Source organism: Nonomuraea polychroma (assembly GCF_004011505.1).
GTDB lineage: Bacteria > Actinomycetota > Actinomycetes > Streptosporangiales > Streptosporangiaceae > Nonomuraea > Nonomuraea polychroma.
In genome coordinates, this window is sequence record NZ_SAUN01000001.1 from 1954337 (window position 1) to 1971036 (window position 16700).

The following is a 16700-nucleotide window of genomic DNA, read 5'->3' on the forward strand; positions in this document are numbered from 1 at the left end:
TCATCTCTTGTCGATCTAGCGTGCCGGGATATGGACAGTCGCCCGCAGATCGTCGTGCTCGCCAAGCGGCCGCGCCCCGGCCACGTGAAGACCCGCCTGACGCCGCCGTACACGCCGGAGGAGGCGGCCGAGCTGGCCGCGGAGGCGCTCCGCGACACCCTGGACGCCGTCGCGGCCACCCCCGCGGCGGCCCGCGTGCTGGTGACCGACGACCCGGGGCCGGGCGCGGCACCGGACGGGTTCGAGGTGATCGCGCAACGCGGCGACGGCCTGGACGAGCGCCTGGCCTGGGCCTTCGAGGACGTCTATGCCCGCCGCCGCCTCCCTGTCCTGCTCGTCGGCATGGACACCCCGCAGATCACCGGCACGCTGCTGACTCGGGCCGCGACCGCGCTCCAGGAGCACGACGCCGTGTTCGGCCCGGCCGCCGACGGCGGATTCTGGCTGCTGGGGCTGCGCCGGCCGGACCCCGGCCTGCTCCTCGGCGTTCCCATGTCCAGGCCGGACACGGGCGCCGAACAGTTGCGCCGGCTGCGCGGCCGGTCGGTGGCCACGATGCCGCTGCTCACCGACGTGGACGACGCCGCCGCCGCTCGCGCGGTCGCCGAGCGGGCGCCGCACACCCGCTTCGCCGCCACCCTGGCCCGCCTCGGCGCCGGAGCGGCGAGGTGATCGGACGGCTCTACGCGCATTCCCTGAACGGAGCCGAGATCGACATCGAGGGCGAGGACGGCCGCCGCCGCCCCCTCGACGCCATGCGCTGGCTGGATCCCATCGACGGGGACGAGGCCATGCTGTCGCGCTGCGCCGGCCCGACCCTGGACGTCGGCTCCGGCCCGGGACGGCTGACGGTCGAGCTGGCCAGGCGGGGCGTGGCCGCGCTCGGCATCGACGTCACCCCGCACGCGGTACGGCTGACCCGGCGGGCCGGCGGCCTGGCCCTGTGCCGTGACGTGTTCGGGCGAGTGCCGGGCGTGGGCCGGTGGGCGACGGCGTTGCTGGCGGACGGCAACATCGGCATCGGCGGCGATCCGGCCGCCCTGCTGCGCAGGATGCGCGAGCTGGTGCGCCCCGGCGGCGAGGTGATCGCGGAAGTGGCCCCGCCGGACATGCCGAGCACGGTCGAACGGGTGCGGCTGCGTCACGGTGCCGTCACCGGCCCCTGGTTCCGCTGGGCCGGCGTCTCCGTCTCCGACGTGCCGGCGCTGGCCCGCGGGAGCGGCTTCACGGTCACCGACCGTCACGAGGAGGCCGGACGCTGGTTCGCGTATCTCCGCTAGCTCGTACGCAACGTCACCGCCACGTGATGATCGCGGGCCAGGCTCCCGGGGTTTGCGCAGAGTTTGATGTCGCGAGTCCCTGCCATTCATGTCGGTGCGGTCGACTAGCGTGGCACCTAGAGGGAGGCCCCACGATGTCCCACAAGACTCTCCTCCGCACGGGCCCGCTCTTGCCGGGCGGCGTCAGCCCATACGGGCCGCTCGGCCTGCCGGGCGCCGTCGGTCTCGCGCTGCCCTCGGGGTTCACCGGCCGGGTCGTGGCCCGTTCGGGTCACAAGGTCGCCGGCCTCACCTGGCACGCGGCGCCCGACGGCGGCGCCTGCTTCCCTGACGGCGACGGCTGGATCTACGTGTCCAATTCCGAGCTCCCCCTGCTCGGCGGCGCGTCCGCGCTGCGGTTCCGCGGCGACGGCAGCGTCGGCGACGCCTACCGCATCCTGTCGGGCACCGACCTCAACTGCGCAGGCGGCGCCACGCCCTGGCACACCTGGTTGTCGTGCGAGCTCGGCCACCGCGGCCGCGTCTTCGAGTGCGACCCCTACGGTGCCCGCGCCGCCCGCCCGCGCCTGGCCATGGGCCGCTTCAAACACGAGGCGGCGGCCTGCGACCCCGAGCGCGGCGTGGTCTACATGACCGAGGACGAGCCCGACGGCTGCTTCTATCGGTTCAGGCCGGGCGACTGGGGCGACCTGACCGAGGGCACGCTGGAGGTGCTGTGCTCCTCCGGTGGCTGGCGGGTGGTGCCGTCGCCGGCGGCACTGCTGCAGGAGACCCGCCACCAGGTCGAGGACGCCCGCCACTTCGACGGCGGCGACGGCTGCCACTACGCGGGCGGCGTCTGCTACTTCACCACCAAGAGTGACACGGGCCTGTGGGCCTACGACGCGCAGACGTCCACGCTGGACCGGCTGTGCGAGGGCGTGCGCGCCATCACGGCCGCGCCGTCCGGCGATCTCTACGTGGCCAGGGAGACGACGCAGATCGACGTCATCGCGCCGGACCGGGCGGTCACGCCGTTCCTCAGGCTGGAGGGGCACGAGGGGGCCGAGCTGACCGGGCTGGCGTTCTCGCCGCGTGGCGACCGGCTCTACTTCTCCGCCAGGCGCGGCCGCACCGAGGGACACACGTTCGAGGTGACCGGCCCCTTCCGCGGCTAGCCCGCCGTCCCCGCACGTCACCGTGACCGGCGGCCCAGGCTCCTTCACCTCGTGAGGGGTGAGGGACTAGCTCAGGTAGCGGAGGAGCACGAGCTTGAGCTCGTCCACGAGCTGGGCGCTCCGCTCCGGCGCCGCCGTAGTGATCATCGGCATCACCGCCTTGACCACCGACAACGTCATGGTGCCCATGAGCAGGGCCCGGTTCTCGGTCAGTTCGGGACGGAGCAGGCGCAGCATGCCCGCGATCCGCCGGGCGATGTCCTCGTGCAGCCGCTGCGAGGCCGCGGCGAACCTGTCGCCCGTCGCGGAGCCGTGCAGCAGCGACCAGTATGCCGGTGAGCTGCTCTTGAACCGCACGCTCTCGTCCACGAGCTGCCCCACCAGCACCTCCAGCGGGACGTCGGGCGTGACCTCGGCCAGCCGGGCGGCCCAGAACTCCTGGCGGTCGTCGGTGTAGCGGGACACCAGCCCGTCCAGGATCTCCTCCTTGTTGCGGAAGAACTGATACAACGACCCCGGCGACATCCCCGCCCGCGCGGCGACCTGGTTCGTCGTCATGTCCGGGTAGCCGACCTCGGCGATCACCAGTTCGGCGGCGTCGAGGATCTCCTCCATGCGCTTCAGGCCGCGTGCCTGCCGGCGCACCGTGCGTTCAGCCATCTGGCACCTCGTCGACAAATGCGAGCATTTACTTGCATTTCTGGTCCGGAACCACAAACACGAGTAGTTTACCGAGTTTTGATCGGAGTGCCATGACGGTGAACACGCGCGTCGGGCCCGCCCGCGTGGAGACCGCGTCATGTTCGGCGCCATCGTCTGGATCTTCGGCAACCTGTCAGGCCTGCTCGGCTTCACCCCCACGGGCACGCTCGACCCCAGCATCCCCGTCCTCATGCTCTGCGTGGCCTACGGCCTGTCGATGGACTACTAGGTGTTCCTGCTGTCGCGCATCAAGGAGGAATACGACAGGACCGGCGACACCGAGGAGGCCGTGGCCGCCGGCCTGCAGCGGGGCGCGCCGCTGATCACGGCGGCCGGCGGCATCCTGGCGCTCACCTTCGCCGCGTACGCCACCGCGGAGGTGACGTTCGTGCAGATGCTGGGCGTCGGCATGGCCGTGGCCGTGCGGGTGGACGCGACCGTGATCAGGGCGGTGCTCGTGCCGAGCCTCATGCGCCTGGCCGGGCCGCTCAACTGGTGGCCCTAGAGCGTGTACTCCTGGATCGAGTCGGCGAGTTGCACGCACAGCTCCTCGGCGTCGAGCCGCTTCTCGATCTGCTTCAGGTCCTCGATCTTGGCCCGCGTCTCGGCACGCTTGGGAGCCAGCAAGGAGCAGCAGTCCTCGTCGGGCAGCTCGGAGATCTCCAGCGTGCCGATGCGCCGGGCCTCGGCCATGATCTCGGTCTTGTCCCAGCCCACCAGCGGCCGCAGGATCGGCAGGTCCACCGCGTTGTCCTGAGCGGTGATGTTGGCCAGGGTCTGCGAGGAGACCTGGCCGAGCGCGTCGCCGGTGATCAGCGCGGCGGCCTTGATGCGGTGCGCGACCTCCTCCGCCGTCTTGAGCATGAGCCGCCGCTGCGCGATCACGGCCAGCCGGTCCTGGCCCGAGGTGCGGATCGACTGCTGCGCCTTGCCGAACGGCACCACCCACAGCCGCGACTTGCCCTGGAACCTGTCGAGCTTCCTGACCAGCGCGTACGCCTTGTAAATCGACTCCGACGTGGTGAACGGGATGCCGGAGAAGTGCAGGAAGTCGACGTGCAGGCCGCGCCGCATCATCCGGTAGGCCGCCACCGGCGAGTCGATGCCGCCCGACATGAGCACCAGCGCCCTGCCGCTGCTGCCGACCGGCAGGCCGCCCTGGCCGGGGATGCCGCCGGTGAAGATGAACACCTCGTCCCTGTCGACCTCGATGGAGATCGTCAGCTCGGGGTTCTTCAGATCCACCGGCAGGCCGTACTCGTCGTTGATCGCGCCGCCGACGAGCCGGTCGAGCTCGTTGGAGCGCAGGGGGAAGCGCTTGTCGCGGCGGCGGGAGCGGACCGCGAAGCGGGCGCCGCGCCGCGCCTCCTCGCTCTCGCCGACCAGCTCCAGGCCGGCCTTGAGCACGGTGTCGGGATCCTTGGCGACCCGCCAGGCACGGTGGATCCAGACCAGGCCGGGCACGTCGGCGACCCGCTGGGCCACGGCGTCGGCCTGCTCGGCGGTGGCGCCCTGGGGCATGAAGATCGCGATGACGCCGTGCCGCTTGCGCACGTCGACCTTGATGTCGATGCTCTGGAGCGCGTCGCGGATGTTGGCGATCAGGCGGCGTTCGAACACCTCGCGGTTCTTGCCCTTGAGGACGATCTCGCCCAGCTTGAGCAGAACGCACGGCTCGCCCAGGGCGGACATCGTCATGGTGGAACCTCCGGGAAGACGGGGAATGGGCACGCCATGTTGGCAACGCCGAGCCCTCTTGAGTTTAGTCCGCGTCCAGTCCCTGCTCGATCGCATATCGCACCAGCTCCACGCGGTTGTGGAGCTGGAGCTTACGGAGAGTGTTCTGCACGTGGTTCTGCACGGTGCGGTGGGAGAGCACCAGGCGGTCGGCGATCTGCTTGTACGACAGCCCCTTGGCGACCAGCCTCAGTACCTCCGTCTCCCGGTCGGTGAGGCGTGGGCCGTCGCCCGGGCCGTCGCTCTGGACGTCCTGCGCGGCCAGCCGCCGGTATTCGCCGAGGACGAGGCCGGCGAGGCCGGGGGTGAAGACCGCGTCCCCCTCGGCGGTACGGCGTACCGCGTCGACGAACTCCTCCCTGCCGGCCGACTTCACCAGATATCCGGACGCCCCCGCCTTCACCGCCGCCAGCACGTCGTCCTGCTCGGCACTGGCCGACAACACCAGCACCCGGGGCGCCGGCTCCACCTCGGCCAGCCGGGCCGCCACCACCGCGCCCGGCAGGTCGGGCAGCCGCAGGTCGAGCACGACGACGTCGGGCCGCACCGCCCCGGCCACGCGCACCGCCTGCCGGCCCTCCCCAACGGTGGCGACGACCTCATAACCGGCCTCGGCGAGGTCTCTGGCGACCCCGTCACGCCACATGGGATGGTCGTCCACCACCATGACCCGCACCATGCCGCAACTCTAAACCGCCCCCCTCGCCCCCAGCCCCGTCCCCGCCCACCCCGCCGCGGCCTGAGGGCGGGAACGCACATGGGGCGGGTCAGGACGGGAGGGTGATCTCGACCTCCGTTCCCTGACCGGGAACGCTGACGATCGAGACGTGGCCGCCCAGGTCCGCCACCCGGCCGCGGATGGATTCGGCCACCCCCAGGCGGCCGTCGGCGCGGGCCTCGTCGAGCCGGCCGTCCGGGATGCCGGGGCCGTCGTCCCGGATGCTGACCGTCACCGTGCCCTCCCCGGACTCGGCCAGCACCCAGGCGCGCGCCTGCGGCCCGCAGTGCGCGCGCACGTTGTCAAGGGCGGCCTTGACGGCCGCGGCCGCGCCTCTGGCCGTCTCGGCGGGCAACAGGAGAGGGGTGGCCGGGGTGGAGACCGTCACCTCGGGCGAGCCGTACCGCAGGAGCAGCGAGCGCAGGTCGGTCGCGCCCTGCGGGGTGGCCGGCCGGGAGGCGATGAGCTCGCGCAGCGCGGCCTCCTGCTCGCCGGCCAGGCGGCCCAGCTCGGCGGCCTCCCCGCCGATCTGCCGCCCGCGCCGCTGGACCAGCGCCAGGACCTGCAGGACGGAGTCGTGGATGTCGCGCGCCAGACGCTCGCGCTCGCGCTGCGCGGCCTCCATCTCGGCGGCCCGCTGCATCCGCTCCTCGGCCTGCTTGGCCAGCCGGGCCACGTGCCCGACCACGACCCCCGCGAGGAACAGCAGGACCGCCCCATTGATCACCACGGACTCGCCGGGCGTGCGGACGAGCCACAGGTCGCCGGCCGCGACCACGGCGGCCGCCGCCGCGCCCGTGCGCCGCCCGCCGTACACGGCCCAGGCGAGCACGGGTGCGGCCACCCAGGTCGCGGGGACCGGCATCGTGCCGGCAGCGCCTTGTAAGGAGCCCTGCACGTACGGGGACGCCAGCAGGCACGCCATCGTCACCAGCAGGTCCATGGCCAGCAGCGGCCAGCGCCGCAACACCGGGACCGCATAGGCGTACGTCGCGCCCGCCGTCCACAGCGCCATCACGCCGATGACCAGCCAGCCCGCGACCGGCTGTTCGTACCCGCGCTGCTGCGCCATGAGCACGGCGGCGTACACCAGCGACGCCACGCGGTAGACCGCGATCGCCCGCCAGAACGGGCCCTCGATAGCCATGAGTCCTTCTCATGTTTCCGACTGCCAGGTTGACAGATAGTTCGGGTATCTATGCGAAACGGACGATCCGGATGGCACAATCCGGGAACCCCTAACTCAAGGAATCTCCCTCTATGACCTCCGCTGTAAATCATTTCACCCATGGCCTGCTGACACCGGTGCTCGCCTACGTGATGTCCTGCATGGGGTCGATGCTCGGCCTGCGGCTCACCGCCCAGGCGCACGCCTCCCGGGGCGGCTCCCGGGCGCGCTGGTTGCTCGGCGCGGCGGTGTCCATCGGGGGCACCGGAATCTGGGTCATGCACTTCATCGCCATGATGGGCTTCGACGTGGAGGGCACCCAGATCAAGTACGACGTGCCGCTCACCGTCGCCTCGGCGCTGGTGGCGATCGTGGTCGTGGGCACCGGCCTGTTCCTCGTCTCGTACGGCCGCGGACGGCTCCCGGCGCTGCTCGGCGGCGGCCTGCTCACCGGTCTCGGCGTGGCCTCCATGCACTATCTGGGCATGTACGCCATGAACATGTCCGCCCACGTCTCCTACGACCGCGTCGTCGTGGCGATCTCGGTGGGCATCGCGGTGGTCGCCGCGACGGTGGCGCTCTGGTTCACGCTCCGTGTCAAGAAGACCATCTGGATCACCGCCGCCGCGCTCGTCATGGGCGTGGCCGTGGCGGGCATGCACTACACCGGCATGTACGCGATGAACGTCACGGTCGACACCGAGCCTGGCGTGGTCGCCGGAGCCGACGCGCTCGACTTCCTCGTCCCGCTCATGACGGTGATCAGCCTGATCACGCTGACCATGCTGCTCATGGTGATCCTGTCCCCGTCGGAGGAGGAACTGCACGAGGACGCCGAACTCGTCGCCAAACTCGAATTGCGCCGGCGTACCGCCCAGCAGCAACATCTGGCTTATCCGGCGCCGCCCATGCCGCGTCAGCAGCCAATACAGCAAATGCCGCACATATCGCCGATGCAGGGGCGCAGAAGGTAGTTGCGCGGGCGACGACACCCTGTTCATACTCCCTTATCGGTGCGTAAGGGGATGGGTGGGGGTATGTCGCCGGTTGACCATTTCTCATTTGGGCTGTCAACGCCCGTGCTCGCGTACATCATGTCCAGCGTCGGCTCGATGCTGGGCCTCATGCTCACCTCGCGGGCCCGCCTCATCGGCGGGCGCGAGGGCAGGTTATGGCTGGTCGGGGCGGCGTTCGCGATCGGCGGCACGGGCATTTGGACCATGCATTTCATCGCGATGCTCGGTTTCTCGGTGACCGGCTCGGTCGTCCGCTATGATGTGCCGCTCACCGCCGCTTCCGCGGTCATCGCCGTCGTGGTCGTCGGCATGGGGCTGTTTCTCGCCTCATACGGCGGCGAGCGCCTGCTTTTTCTGCTCGGCGGGGGAATCCTGACCGGATCCGGCGTGGCGGGCATGCATTATCTCGGCATGGCCGCCATGAACATGTCAGGCCACATCTCGTACGACCCCGTCGTGGTGTCGTTGTCGGTCCTGATCGCGATCGCGGCGGCGACGGTGGCGCTGTGGTTCACCCTGCGGGTCAGCGGCGCGCTCAAGATCGGCGCGGCGGCGCTGGTCATGGGCGTGGCCGTGGCGGGCATGCACTACACCGGGATGTACTCCATGTCGGTCCAGACGCACGGCGAGACGGTGCCGGTGCCGGGTGCCAAGGCCATCGACTTCCTGCTGCCGCTGATCGTGGGCATCAGTGTGATCACCGTGGGGCTGCTGCTCACCGTGATCCTGTCGCCCTCGGAGAAGGAGTTGCGCGGCGAGGCGGAGTTCAGGGACCGGCTGCGTGACCGCGACGAGGGCGCGCCTGAAGTGGATCTCTTCGGCACGCCCCGCCGGTGAACGCTATGCCAGAAGGTACGGCTTGCGACGCGTGGTGGGCCGCCGACTCGCCGCGCCGCAAGCCGTACCTTTGAGCGGGTTGTAGCGGAAACCCCGCTGACTCAAAGGTACGGGCGCCGCTTGCAAGCCGCTTTCAGCTAGCCGAAGAACACCTCGGCCTCGGAGTAGCGCTCCACCGGCACGGTCTTCAGCTCGGCCGTGGCCTCGTCGAGGCCGACCCGGACGATGTCGGTGCCGCGCAGGGCGACCATCTTGCCGTAGTCGCCCTCGTGGGCCGCGTCGATGGCCTGCAGCCCGAACCTGGTGGCCAGCACCCGGTCGTAGGCCGTCGGGGTGCCGCCGCGCTGGATGTGGCCGAGCACCGTGGTGCGGGCCTCCTTGCCGGTGCGCTTCTCGATCTCCTTGGCCAGCAGCTCGCCGATGCCGCCCAGCCGGACGTGGCCGAAGGCGTCGAGCTCACCCGCCTGCAGCGCCATCTGGCCCTCGATCGGGTGCGCGCCCTCCGCGACCACGATGATCGGCGAGTAGCGGGTGCGGAAGCGGGACTCGACGTATTCGCAGACCCGGTCGATGTCGAACGGTTTCTCCGGGATGAGGATGACATTGGCGCCGCCCGCCATGCCCGCGTGCAGCGCGATCCAGCCGGCGTGCCGGCCCATGACCTCGCAGATGAGCGCGCGGTGGTGGGACTCCGCGGTGGTGTGGAGGCGGTCGATGGCCTCGGTCGCGATGTTGACCGCGGTGTCGAAGCCGAAGGTGTAGTCGGTGCCCGACAGGTCGTTGTCGATGGTCTTGGGCACGCCCACGACATGGACGCCGCGGTCGTAGAGCTGCTTGGCGACGCCGAGGGTGTCTTCACCGCCGATGGCGATCAGCGCGTCCACGCCGGTGGCGGCAAGGTTTTCCTTGATCCGGTCGACCCCGCCCTCGATCTTGATGGGATTCGTCCGGGAGGAGCCCAGGATGGTCCCGCCGCGGGGCAGGATGCCCCGCACGGCCTGGATGTCCAGCGGCATCGTGTCGCCTTCCAGAGGGCCACGCCAGCCGTCGCGGAAGCCGACGAACTCGTGGCCATAGACGCTCACCCCCTTTCGGACCACTGCCCTGATCACGGCGTTGAGCCCGGGGCAGTCGCCGCCCCCTGTGAGCACTCCAATACGCATGGCGGGTTCCTCCCGATGGGGTTCACGAACCGAACCTCAGTATTCAGACTGGCATTCTGCCCGCCCATGCGGGCAGTGGTCTAGACCAAACGCCAGGTCTGTAACGCAAACATCGCACGGAGGAAATTTCGTGAGCGTGTTGGCCATCGACGCCGGGACGACAGGGGTGACTGCGCTCGTTGTCACCGAAACCGGGCAAATATCATCGAAGGGCTACGAGGAATTCGCGCAACATTTCCCCGAACCCGGCTGGGTGGAGCACAATCCCGAGGACATCTGGCAGGCCACGTTGTCGGCGTGCGCGGCCGCGCTGCGCGGGAGCGACGACCCGCCGTCCTGCGTCGGGATCACCAACCAGCGCGAGACCGCGGTGCTGTGGGACCGGCGCACGCTGGCCGCGCCGCGCCGGGCGATCGTCTGGCAGGACCGCCGCACCGCGGGAGTGTGCGAGCGGCTGCGCTCGGCCGGTCACGAGCCGAGAGTGTCCGAGCTGACCGGGCTGCGCCTCGACCCTTACTTCACGGCCACGAAGCTGACCTGGCTGGCCGAGCACGACCCAGGGGTGTGGGCGGGGGTCGAGTCCGGAAATGTGGCGGTCGGGACGGTGGATTCCTACCTGATCGCCAGGCTCACCGCGGGCGCGCGGCACGTGACCGACCCGTCCAACGCCTCCCGGACCCTGCTGTACGGCCTGCAGTCCGGCGGCTGGGAGCCGGAGTTGTGCGCGTTGTTCGGGGTGCCGGCGCAGGCGCTGCCGGAGATCGTGCCCAACCACGGGCCGCTCGGCCGTACGGATCCGGCGGCGTTCCTCGGGCTGCAGCTGCCGATCAGCGGCGTGGCAGGCGACCAGCAGGCGGCGTTGTTCGGGCAGACCTGCTTCGACGTGGGCGACGTGAAGTGCACCTACGGCACGGGCTCGTTCGTGCTGACCAACACCGGCGGCGAGATCGTGCGCTCGCAGTCAGGGCTGCTGACCACGGTGGCCTGGCAGGAGCCGTCCGGGGCGCGCACGTTCGCCCTGGAAGGGTCGATCTTCGTGACCGGCGCGGCCGTGCAGTGGCTGCGCGACGGGCTCGGGCTGATCGGGACGGCGCCGGAGTCGGAAGCCGTGGCGCGGACCGTGCCCGACAGCGGCGGCGTGGTGTTCGTGCCCGCGCTGACCGGGCTCGGGGCGCCGTACTGGGATCCGGGTGCGCGCGGGCTGATCTCCGGCATCACCCGCGGCACGACGCGGGCGCACCTGGTCAGGGCCACGCTGGAGGCGATCGCGTTCGAGGTGCGGGACGTGGTCGAGGTGATGACCGGCGGCACGGTCCCGGTGCTCAAGGCCGACGGCGGCGCCAGCGCGAACGACCTGCTCATGCAGTTCCAGGCCGACCAGCTCGGCGCGCCCGTGGAGCGGCCGGTGATCCAGGAGACGACCGCCCTGGGGGCGGCGTTCCTGGCCGGGCTGGGGGCCGGCGTGTGGGGGTCGCGGGCCGAGCTGCGCAAGACCTGGCAGCTCGACCGCCGCTTCGAACCGGGCGAGCGCGACGACACGGCCTACGAGCGGTGGCGGGCGGCCGTACGGCTCGCGTCGGCCACCTGAGCGGGGGTCCGTGCGCCGGGGTGGCTACGTGATCAGCACGCAGGCCGGGCTCTCGGCCTCGTACGCCTCGCCGGTCGGCTCCGGCACGCCGTCGCGCAGCGTGAAGACGGTGACGGCGTTGGAGCGCTGGTTGGCCACGTACATGCGGTCGCCGTCGATGGCGAAGTGCCGGGGCCAGTCGCCGCCCGTGGGCACCTCGGCCACCAGGGACAGGTCGTCGGCACGCAGCACCGCGATCGTGTTGGGGCCGCGGTTGGCCACGTAGACCAGGTCGCCCTCCAGCTGCAGATGTGACGGGTAGTTCTCCTCGCCCTCGTGGCGGGAGGCGGGCGCGACCGTGCGCCAGTCGCCGTCGATGAGGGTGACGGCGCCGTCCAGCTCGCCGGCCACGTACAGGCGCGAGCCGGCGAAGGCGAAGTGGCGCGGGCCCGTGCCCGGGTGCAGGACGATCGGCTCCACCGGGGTGCCGTCGTAGCGGTAGCGGCGGATCTCGTCCGTGCCGAGGTCGGAGATGTGCAGCAGGCCGTCGTGGAAGACGGACTGGTGGGCATGCGGCCCCTCCTGACGCTCGGCGTTGGGGCCGGAGCCCTTGTGACGCAGCACGATCGGGTCGCCGTCGAACGCCCCGCCGGAGTCGAGCCGGCAGATGATCGCCGTGCCGTCGCCGTAGTTGGCCACCGCGAGCAGGCTCCCCGTGGGATCGACGGCGACGTGACAGGGCAGCGAGCCCTCGCTGGGCCGCTCCTGCAGCGGCTGGAGGTCGCCGCGCGCGTCAAAGGCGGTCAGCCGGCCGTGGTCGAGCTCGCCCACCGCATAGACCACGGGCAGGGCGGGATGGGCGGCCAGGAACGACGGCGACGCCGCTGGGGTGAGGCCGCGGCCGACAGTGACGATTCCTGGGCCGTATCCGCCTATGCGCAAGGTCTTCACAGCGGCGATCCTCTCATGGTTGACTGGGGCAATGAGTTCGTTGACAGAGGCAAGGGTTTCTGAGGTCCGAGCCTTCAACCGGTTCTATACGAAGGTGATCGGCGTTCTGCAGTCGGGGATGCTCGACTCGCCGTACTCGTTGACCGAGGTGAGGGTGCTGTTCGAGCTCGCGCACGCCGAGCGGATGGAGACCGGCGAGCTGCGCACCCTGCTCGACCTGGACGCGGGCTACCTCAGCAGGATCCTGACCCGTTTCGAGAACGACGGGCTGGTCGAGCGCGAGCGCTCCGCCGCGGACGCGCGCAAGCAGCTCGTAGGGCTCACGCCCGCGGGCGCGGCCACCTTCGCCGGGCTCGACCAGCGCTCGGCCGAGGAGATCGAGCGGCTGCTGTCCGGGCTGCCGGAGGAGGACCAGGAGCGGCTGGTCGCCGGCATGGCGACGATCAGGGGCCTGCTGGCCCCGGAGGGCGGGCGGAAGCCGTGCGTGATCAGGCCGCCGCGCACCGGCGACCTCGGCTGGGTCGTCTACCGGCACGGCGAGCTCTACAGCCGCGAGTACGGCTGGGGCACCGCGTTCGAGCAGACCGTCGCGAAGATCGTCGGCGAGCTCGACTTCTCCAGGGACGCCGGGTGGATCGCCGAAGTGGGCGGGGAGCGCGCCGGGTGCGTGTTCTACGTGCGCCAGGACGACACGACGGCCAAGCTGCGGATGTTGCTGGTCGAGCCCTCCGCGCGCGGGATGGGCATCGGCCGGCGGCTGGTGGAGGAGTGCCTGCGGCATGCCAAGGCGGAGGGCTGCGAGCGCATCACGCTGTGGACCCGCGACTGCCTGGCGAGCGCGCGGCACATCTACCAGGCGACCGGATTCCGGCTGGAGAAGGAGGAGAAGGGGGTGGAGAACGGGATCGAGGTCACCGAGCAGTGGTGGACACGCGACCTCTGAGAGCCGCGGGGATCAGGCGTCGACCTTGAACGGGTCGTGCTCGGTCAGCAGCTTGTCGAGCCTGGCCTGGTCGACGCGCTTGCTGACCTCGGCCAGCTCCTGGCGGTCGCGGACCACCTTGCACAGCGTGACCGTGGAGGTGACCACGTAGAGGAGGCCGAGCCCCAGGAACGCCCTGATCCACCCCTCGACGGGCAGGTAGACCAGGGCGATCACCACGGAGGTCAGCGAGACGGCGAACGACAGGATCGCCTGGATGTAGAACGCGGTGGTCTGCGTGGGCTGGATGGGCTTCGTCATGCGGCCCATCGTCCGTCCCATGGCCGGGCCGGCGCATGGGGCGAACTACTCAAGTTACCGCTGAGTACATCCCAGGCGGCCGGCCGTGCCCGCAGTCAGACGGTGACCACGGTCGCGGCCGACTTGCCGAGCAGCGCCGGGAAGTCGGTCATGACCTGCGCCAGCTCGCCCAGGTCGGAGTCGATCAGGGCCTGCGGGCCGTCGCAGAGCGCCTGCTCGGGCTGCGGGTGCACGTCGATGATCACACCGTCCGCGCCGACCGCGATGGCCGCCCGGGTCAGCGGCAGCACCAGGTCGCGCCGCCCGCCCGAGTGCGACGGATCGATGATCACCGGCAGGTGGGACAGACGCTGCGCCACCGGCACGGCCGACACGTCGAGCGTGTTGCGGGTCGCCTTCTCGAACGTCCTGATGCCCCGCTCGCACAGCACGATGTCGAGGTTGCCGCGCTGGGCGACGTACTCGGCGGCCATGAGCCACTCCTCGATCGTGGAGCTCATGCCGCGCTTGAGCATCACCGGCTTCCCGGCCGCGCCGACCGCCTGCAGCAGCGCGAAGTTCTGCATGTTGCGGGTGCCGACCTGCAGCATGTCCGCGTACGAGGCCACCAGCTCCACGTCGTGGGCGTCCACCACCTCGGTCACGATCGGCAGCCCGGTCTCCTCACGCACGTCCGCCAGGATGCGCAGGCCCTTCTCACCCAGCCCCTGGAAGGCGTACGGCGAGGTGCGCGGCTTGTACGCCCCGCCGCGCAGCAGCGTCGCCCCCGCCGCCTGCGCCATCCTGGCGGCGTCCAGGGTCTGCTGGTGCGTCTCCACGGCGCACGGCCCCGCGATCAACGTCACAGTGTCGGGACCGATCGGCACGCCGCCCACATGGATCGTGGAGCGTTCCGGATGATTCTCCCTGCTGACCAGCTTGTACGGCGTGGACACGCGCATGACGTCGCGCACGCCCCCCATGCCGCGCAGGCTCGCCTCGTCGAGCTGTGTCACGTCGCCGACCAGGCCGACGATCGTGCGCCGCACGCCCTTGCTGACGAACGCCTCAACCCCGGCCGCCTGGACGACCTCCACAATGGACGCCAGATCCGCCGGCGTGGCCTCGGGCCCCATCACGATCACCATCTGAAAACCTCCTGGAAAACACAGAAGGCCCCGGGTCCTGTCGGACCCGGGGCCTTCGTTCGCCTGTCTGCTAGCGCAGCGTCAGATGGCGAACGGACTCGGGTCCGTCGCCATACCAAAACAGGAACGCGGTGCGCATAGCCCGTAATAGTAGCGCACGCCACCCGCGCGCGAGCCACAGATGGGCCGATGGCAGGATGGCCCAAGACATGAGACAGGTGAGGGGAGTGATCGTGGAGGAGTCGCGCCTGCCGCCAGGCCAGTACGTCCCGCGCGGCCGACCCGTGATCCACTACGGCAGGGTGCCGCGGTTCAAGCCGGAGAGCTGGGACTTCCGCGTCTTCGGCGCCACCGCCTCGGGGGAGGAGCACCGCTTCACCTGGAGCGAGTTCGAGGCGCTGCCCCGGACGACCCGCATCGCCGACTTCCACTGCGTCACCAAGTTCTCCCTCATGGCCAACGAGTGGAGTGGCGTCGCGCCGGCCACGATCCTGGCGGCAGCCCCGCCCGACCCCGGCGTGCGGCACGTGATGATCTGGGCCGAGTACGGCTACAGCGCCAACCTCCGCATGTCCGACTTCACCGCGCCCGACACGCTGTTCGCCATGGAACTGGACGAGAAGCCGCTCAGCCCGGACCGCGGCCACCCCCTGCGGATCGTGGTCCCCCATCTGTACGCGTGGAAGAGCGTCAAATGGGTACGCGGCATCGAATATCTCCTCGAAGATCGCCGAGGCTTCTGGGAGGAACGCGGCTACCACAACATCGCCGACCCCTGGCGTGAGCAGCGCTACTCCTACCAGGAAGAACCCGGCGACGGGCCACTCTGACTTCACTCGCTGTTTCCGCGCGGACACGCTGCGTCATTGGCTACGGTTTCCCGCATGCTGACCACCGCGTGCGTGGCGCTGTCCAGCCTGGCCTTCGTCGCCGGCCACGTCCTCGCCCGAAGGCGGACCCGCCGCGACCCGCTGCCGGAGGGCCGGTGCAGGGAGGAGGCGACGTTCGCCACGCTGCACATCGCCGCGATGGCCGCCCCGGCTCTGCGCACGGGGCTCAACCGCGACTCCGCGCGCAAGGCCGTACGTCACCTGCGCGCGTTGCTCGGCACCCGCGCCGTCGCGATCACCTCGACCGAGGCCGCGCTGGCCTGGGACGGTCCGTGCACGGACGACGTGGTCACCTATGCCCGCGCCGCGCTGGCCGCCGGGCGGCCGCAGGTGTTCGCGGGGCAGCCCCACGCGGCCGTCGTGGTGCCGCTGACCGTGGACGGCACGGTCGTGGGCACGCTGGCGGCCTTCGGCGACGAGATCAGCGCCGCGCTCGTGCGTACCGTGACCGAGGTCGGCCGGTGGGTCTCCGGCCAGCTGGAACTGGCCGAGCTGGACACCTCGCGGCGGCGGGCGCTCGAGGCCGAGATGCGCGCGCTGCGCGCCCAGATCTCGCCGCACTTCATCTACAACGCGCTGACGACGATCGCCTCGTTCGTGCGCACGGACCCCAAGCGCGCCCGTGAGCTGCTGCTGGACTTCGCCGACTTCGCCCGCTACGCGCTGCGCCAGGCGCACGACTTCACCACGCTGGCCGACGAGCTGACCTGCGTGGACCATTACCTGCTGCTGGAGCGTGCCCGCTTCGGTGACAAGCTGCGCTTCAGCATGCAGGTGGCGCCGGAGGTGCTGCCCGTTCCCGTGCCGTTCCTGTGCCTGCAGCCGCTGGTCGAGAATGCCATCAAGCACGGCATGCGCGGCCGCCGCGGCACCGGCGAGGTGCGGGTCGTGGTGCGGGACGCCGGCCCCGAGGCGCACATCACGGTCGAGGACGACGGCGCCGGGATGGACCCCGAGTGCGCCAGGCGCATGCTGGACGAGAACCCCGCCCGCGAGGGCAGCGGCATCGGGCTGGCGAACGTGGACCAGCGGATGCGCCAGATCTACGGCGACGGCTACGGGCTCGTCGTCGAGACCGCGCTGGGCGCCGGCACCAAGGTGCGGCTGCGGGTCCCCAAGACGCAATTTAGCTCATTGTAGTCAT

Annotated in this window: 17 protein-coding genes and 1 pseudogene; 10 read left to right on the forward strand and 8 right to left on the reverse strand. The window is 70.7% G+C overall.

Annotated features, from left to right (window positions below):
• Positions 1 to 30 precede the first annotated feature (30 nt).
• From EDD27_RS08630 to EDD27_RS08640, 3 genes are all read left to right on the forward strand, one after another.
• Positions 31 to 672: a TIGR04282 family arsenosugar biosynthesis glycosyltransferase gene (locus tag EDD27_RS08630; RefSeq protein ID WP_127931915.1), complete on the forward strand. Its 642-nt coding sequence runs from the start codon at positions 31 to 33 to the stop codon at positions 670 to 672.
• On the forward strand, positions 669 to 1280 hold the full coding sequence (locus tag EDD27_RS08635) for a class I SAM-dependent methyltransferase (protein WP_127931916.1): 612 nt from the start codon (positions 669 to 671) through the stop codon (positions 1278 to 1280). The genes EDD27_RS08630 and EDD27_RS08635 overlap by 4 nt, the downstream gene beginning before the upstream one ends.
• Positions 1281 to 1414: 134 nt before the next feature.
• Positions 1415 to 2437 (forward strand): alkaline phosphatase PhoX, encoded by a 1023-nt coding sequence (locus EDD27_RS08640; protein ID WP_127931917.1) that lies wholly within the window; start codon positions 1415 to 1417, stop codon positions 2435 to 2437.
• Positions 2438 to 2503: 66 nt separating this feature from the next.
• Here EDD27_RS08640 and EDD27_RS08645 read toward each other — a convergent pair whose 3' ends face one another.
• The gene (locus tag EDD27_RS08645) at positions 2504 to 3097 is read right to left on the reverse strand and encodes a TetR/AcrR family transcriptional regulator (protein ID WP_241563922.1); all 594 of its coding nucleotides are present in this window, start codon (positions 3095 to 3097) and stop codon (positions 2504 to 2506) included.
• 136 nt (positions 3098 to 3233) lie between these two features.
• Between EDD27_RS08645 and EDD27_RS08650 the strand changes: the two are divergent.
• A pseudogene (locus EDD27_RS08650) lies at positions 3234 to 3644 on the forward strand (MMPL family transporter); the annotation flags it as partial.
• Here the strand turns inward: EDD27_RS08650 and thiI are convergent.
• The 3 genes from thiI to macS all read right to left on the reverse strand — a co-directional run bounded on the left by thiI (position 3641) and on the right by macS (position 6741).
• Positions 3641 to 4837, reverse strand: coding sequence for a tRNA uracil 4-sulfurtransferase ThiI (thiI, locus tag EDD27_RS08655; protein ID WP_127931919.1), 1197 nt, complete (start codon positions 4835 to 4837; stop codon positions 3641 to 3643). The pseudogene EDD27_RS08650 and the gene thiI sit on opposite strands and share 4 nt — an antisense overlap.
• Before the next feature lie 64 nt (positions 4838 to 4901).
• Positions 4902 to 5555 carry a response regulator gene (locus EDD27_RS08660; protein WP_127931920.1) on the reverse strand — a complete coding sequence of 218 codons (654 nt, stop codon included), beginning with the start codon at positions 5553 to 5555 and terminating at the stop codon, positions 4902 to 4904.
• 88 nt (positions 5556 to 5643) lie between these two features.
• Positions 5644 to 6741 carry a MacS family sensor histidine kinase gene (gene macS / locus EDD27_RS08665; RefSeq protein ID WP_127931921.1) on the reverse strand — a complete coding sequence of 366 codons (1098 nt, stop codon included), beginning with the start codon at positions 6739 to 6741 and terminating at the stop codon, positions 5644 to 5646.
• A 113-nt stretch (positions 6742 to 6854) separates the two neighbouring features.
• On the opposite strand from macS, the gene EDD27_RS08670 reads away from it, so the two are divergent.
• Both EDD27_RS08670 and EDD27_RS08675 read left to right on the forward strand, forming a co-directional pair.
• Entirely contained in the window at positions 6855 to 7736 is an 882-nt protein-coding gene (locus EDD27_RS08670) for an MHYT domain-containing protein (protein ID WP_127931922.1), read from the forward strand.
• Positions 7737 to 7841: 105 nt separating this feature from the next.
• Complete coding sequence (locus EDD27_RS08675; RefSeq protein ID WP_241563923.1) at positions 7842 to 8615, forward strand: MHYT domain-containing protein; 774 nt, start codon at positions 7842 to 7844, stop codon at positions 8613 to 8615.
• Between the two features lie 137 nt (positions 8616 to 8752).
• On the opposite strand, the gene EDD27_RS08680 is transcribed toward EDD27_RS08675, so the two are convergent.
• Positions 8753 to 9778: a 6-phosphofructokinase gene (locus tag EDD27_RS08680; RefSeq protein WP_127931924.1), complete on the reverse strand. Its 1026-nt coding sequence runs from the start codon at positions 9776 to 9778 to the stop codon at positions 8753 to 8755.
• 130 nt (positions 9779 to 9908) lie between these two features.
• Between EDD27_RS08680 and glpK the strand changes: the two genes are divergently transcribed.
• Positions 9909 to 11366, forward strand: a complete 1458-nt coding sequence (glpK, locus tag EDD27_RS08685) for a glycerol kinase GlpK (protein WP_127931925.1) — start codon at positions 9909 to 9911, stop codon at positions 11364 to 11366.
• A gap of 24 nt (positions 11367 to 11390) precedes the next feature.
• Here glpK and EDD27_RS08690 read toward each other — a convergent pair whose 3' ends face one another.
• Positions 11391 to 12296, reverse strand: a complete 906-nt coding sequence (locus EDD27_RS08690; protein ID WP_164903540.1) for a lactonase family protein — start codon at positions 12294 to 12296, stop codon at positions 11391 to 11393.
• 94 nt (positions 12297 to 12390) lie between these two features.
• On the opposite strand from EDD27_RS08690, the gene EDD27_RS08695 reads away from it, so the two are divergent.
• Positions 12391 to 13239: a bifunctional helix-turn-helix transcriptional regulator/GNAT family N-acetyltransferase gene (locus EDD27_RS08695; RefSeq protein WP_241563924.1), complete on the forward strand. Its 849-nt coding sequence runs from the start codon at positions 12391 to 12393 to the stop codon at positions 13237 to 13239.
• 12 nt (positions 13240 to 13251) lie between these two features.
• On the opposite strand, the gene EDD27_RS08700 is transcribed toward EDD27_RS08695, so the two are convergent.
• Both EDD27_RS08700 and aroF read right to left on the reverse strand, forming a co-directional pair.
• Positions 13252 to 13539, reverse strand: a complete 288-nt coding sequence (locus tag EDD27_RS08700; protein WP_127931928.1) for a YiaA/YiaB family inner membrane protein — start codon at positions 13537 to 13539, stop codon at positions 13252 to 13254.
• A 95-nt stretch (positions 13540 to 13634) separates the two neighbouring features.
• The gene (aroF, locus tag EDD27_RS08705; protein WP_127931929.1) at positions 13635 to 14666 is read right to left on the reverse strand and encodes a 3-deoxy-7-phosphoheptulonate synthase; all 1032 of its coding nucleotides are present in this window, start codon (positions 14664 to 14666) and stop codon (positions 13635 to 13637) included.
• A 209-nt stretch (positions 14667 to 14875) separates the two neighbouring features.
• Here aroF and EDD27_RS08710 point away from each other — a divergent pair, with 209 nt between their 5' ends.
• Both EDD27_RS08710 and EDD27_RS08715 read left to right on the forward strand, forming a co-directional pair.
• A complete protein-coding gene (locus EDD27_RS08710) occupies positions 14876 to 15496 on the forward strand; it encodes a sulfite oxidase-like oxidoreductase (RefSeq protein ID WP_127931930.1) in 621 nt (206 codons plus the stop codon).
• A gap of 54 nt (positions 15497 to 15550) precedes the next feature.
• A complete protein-coding gene (locus EDD27_RS08715; protein WP_127931931.1) occupies positions 15551 to 16696 on the forward strand; it encodes a sensor histidine kinase in 1146 nt (381 codons plus the stop codon).
• Positions 16697 to 16700 lie beyond the last annotated feature (4 nt).

Bases quoted from the DNA above. Each gene is read 5' to 3' on its own strand.
- aroF (WP_127931929.1), bottom strand. From the start codon at position 14,666: ATGGTGATCGTGATGGGGCCCGAGGCCACGCCGGCGGATCTGGCGTCC.
- EDD27_RS08715 (WP_127931931.1), top strand. From the start codon at position 15,551: ATGCTGACCACCGCGTGCGTGGCGCTGTCCAGCCTGGCCTTCGTCGCC.
- EDD27_RS08670 (WP_127931922.1), top strand. From the start codon at position 6,855: ATGACCTCCGCTGTAAATCATTTCACCCATGGCCTGCTGACACCGGTG.
- macS (WP_127931921.1), bottom strand. From the start codon at position 6,741: ATGGCTATCGAGGGCCCGTTCTGGCGGGCGATCGCGGTCTACCGCGTG.
- EDD27_RS08645 (WP_241563922.1), bottom strand. From the start codon at position 3,097: ATGGCTGAACGCACGGTGCGCCGGCAGGCACGCGGCCTGAAGCGCATG.
- EDD27_RS08680 (WP_127931924.1), bottom strand. From the start codon at position 9,778: ATGCGTATTGGAGTGCTCACAGGGGGCGGCGACTGCCCCGGGCTCAAC.
- EDD27_RS08710 (WP_127931930.1), top strand. From the start codon at position 14,876: ATGAGACAGGTGAGGGGAGTGATCGTGGAGGAGTCGCGCCTGCCGCCA.
- EDD27_RS08660 (WP_127931920.1), bottom strand. From the start codon at position 5,555: ATGGTGCGGGTCATGGTGGTGGACGACCATCCCATGTGGCGTGACGGG.
- EDD27_RS08640 (WP_127931917.1), top strand. From the start codon at position 1,415: ATGTCCCACAAGACTCTCCTCCGCACGGGCCCGCTCTTGCCGGGCGGC.
- EDD27_RS08630 (WP_127931915.1), top strand. From the start codon at position 31: ATGGACAGTCGCCCGCAGATCGTCGTGCTCGCCAAGCGGCCGCGCCCC.
- EDD27_RS08700 (WP_127931928.1), bottom strand. From the start codon at position 13,539: ATGACGAAGCCCATCCAGCCCACGCAGACCACCGCGTTCTACATCCAG.
- thiI (WP_127931919.1), bottom strand. From the start codon at position 4,837: ATGACGATGTCCGCCCTGGGCGAGCCGTGCGTTCTGCTCAAGCTGGGC.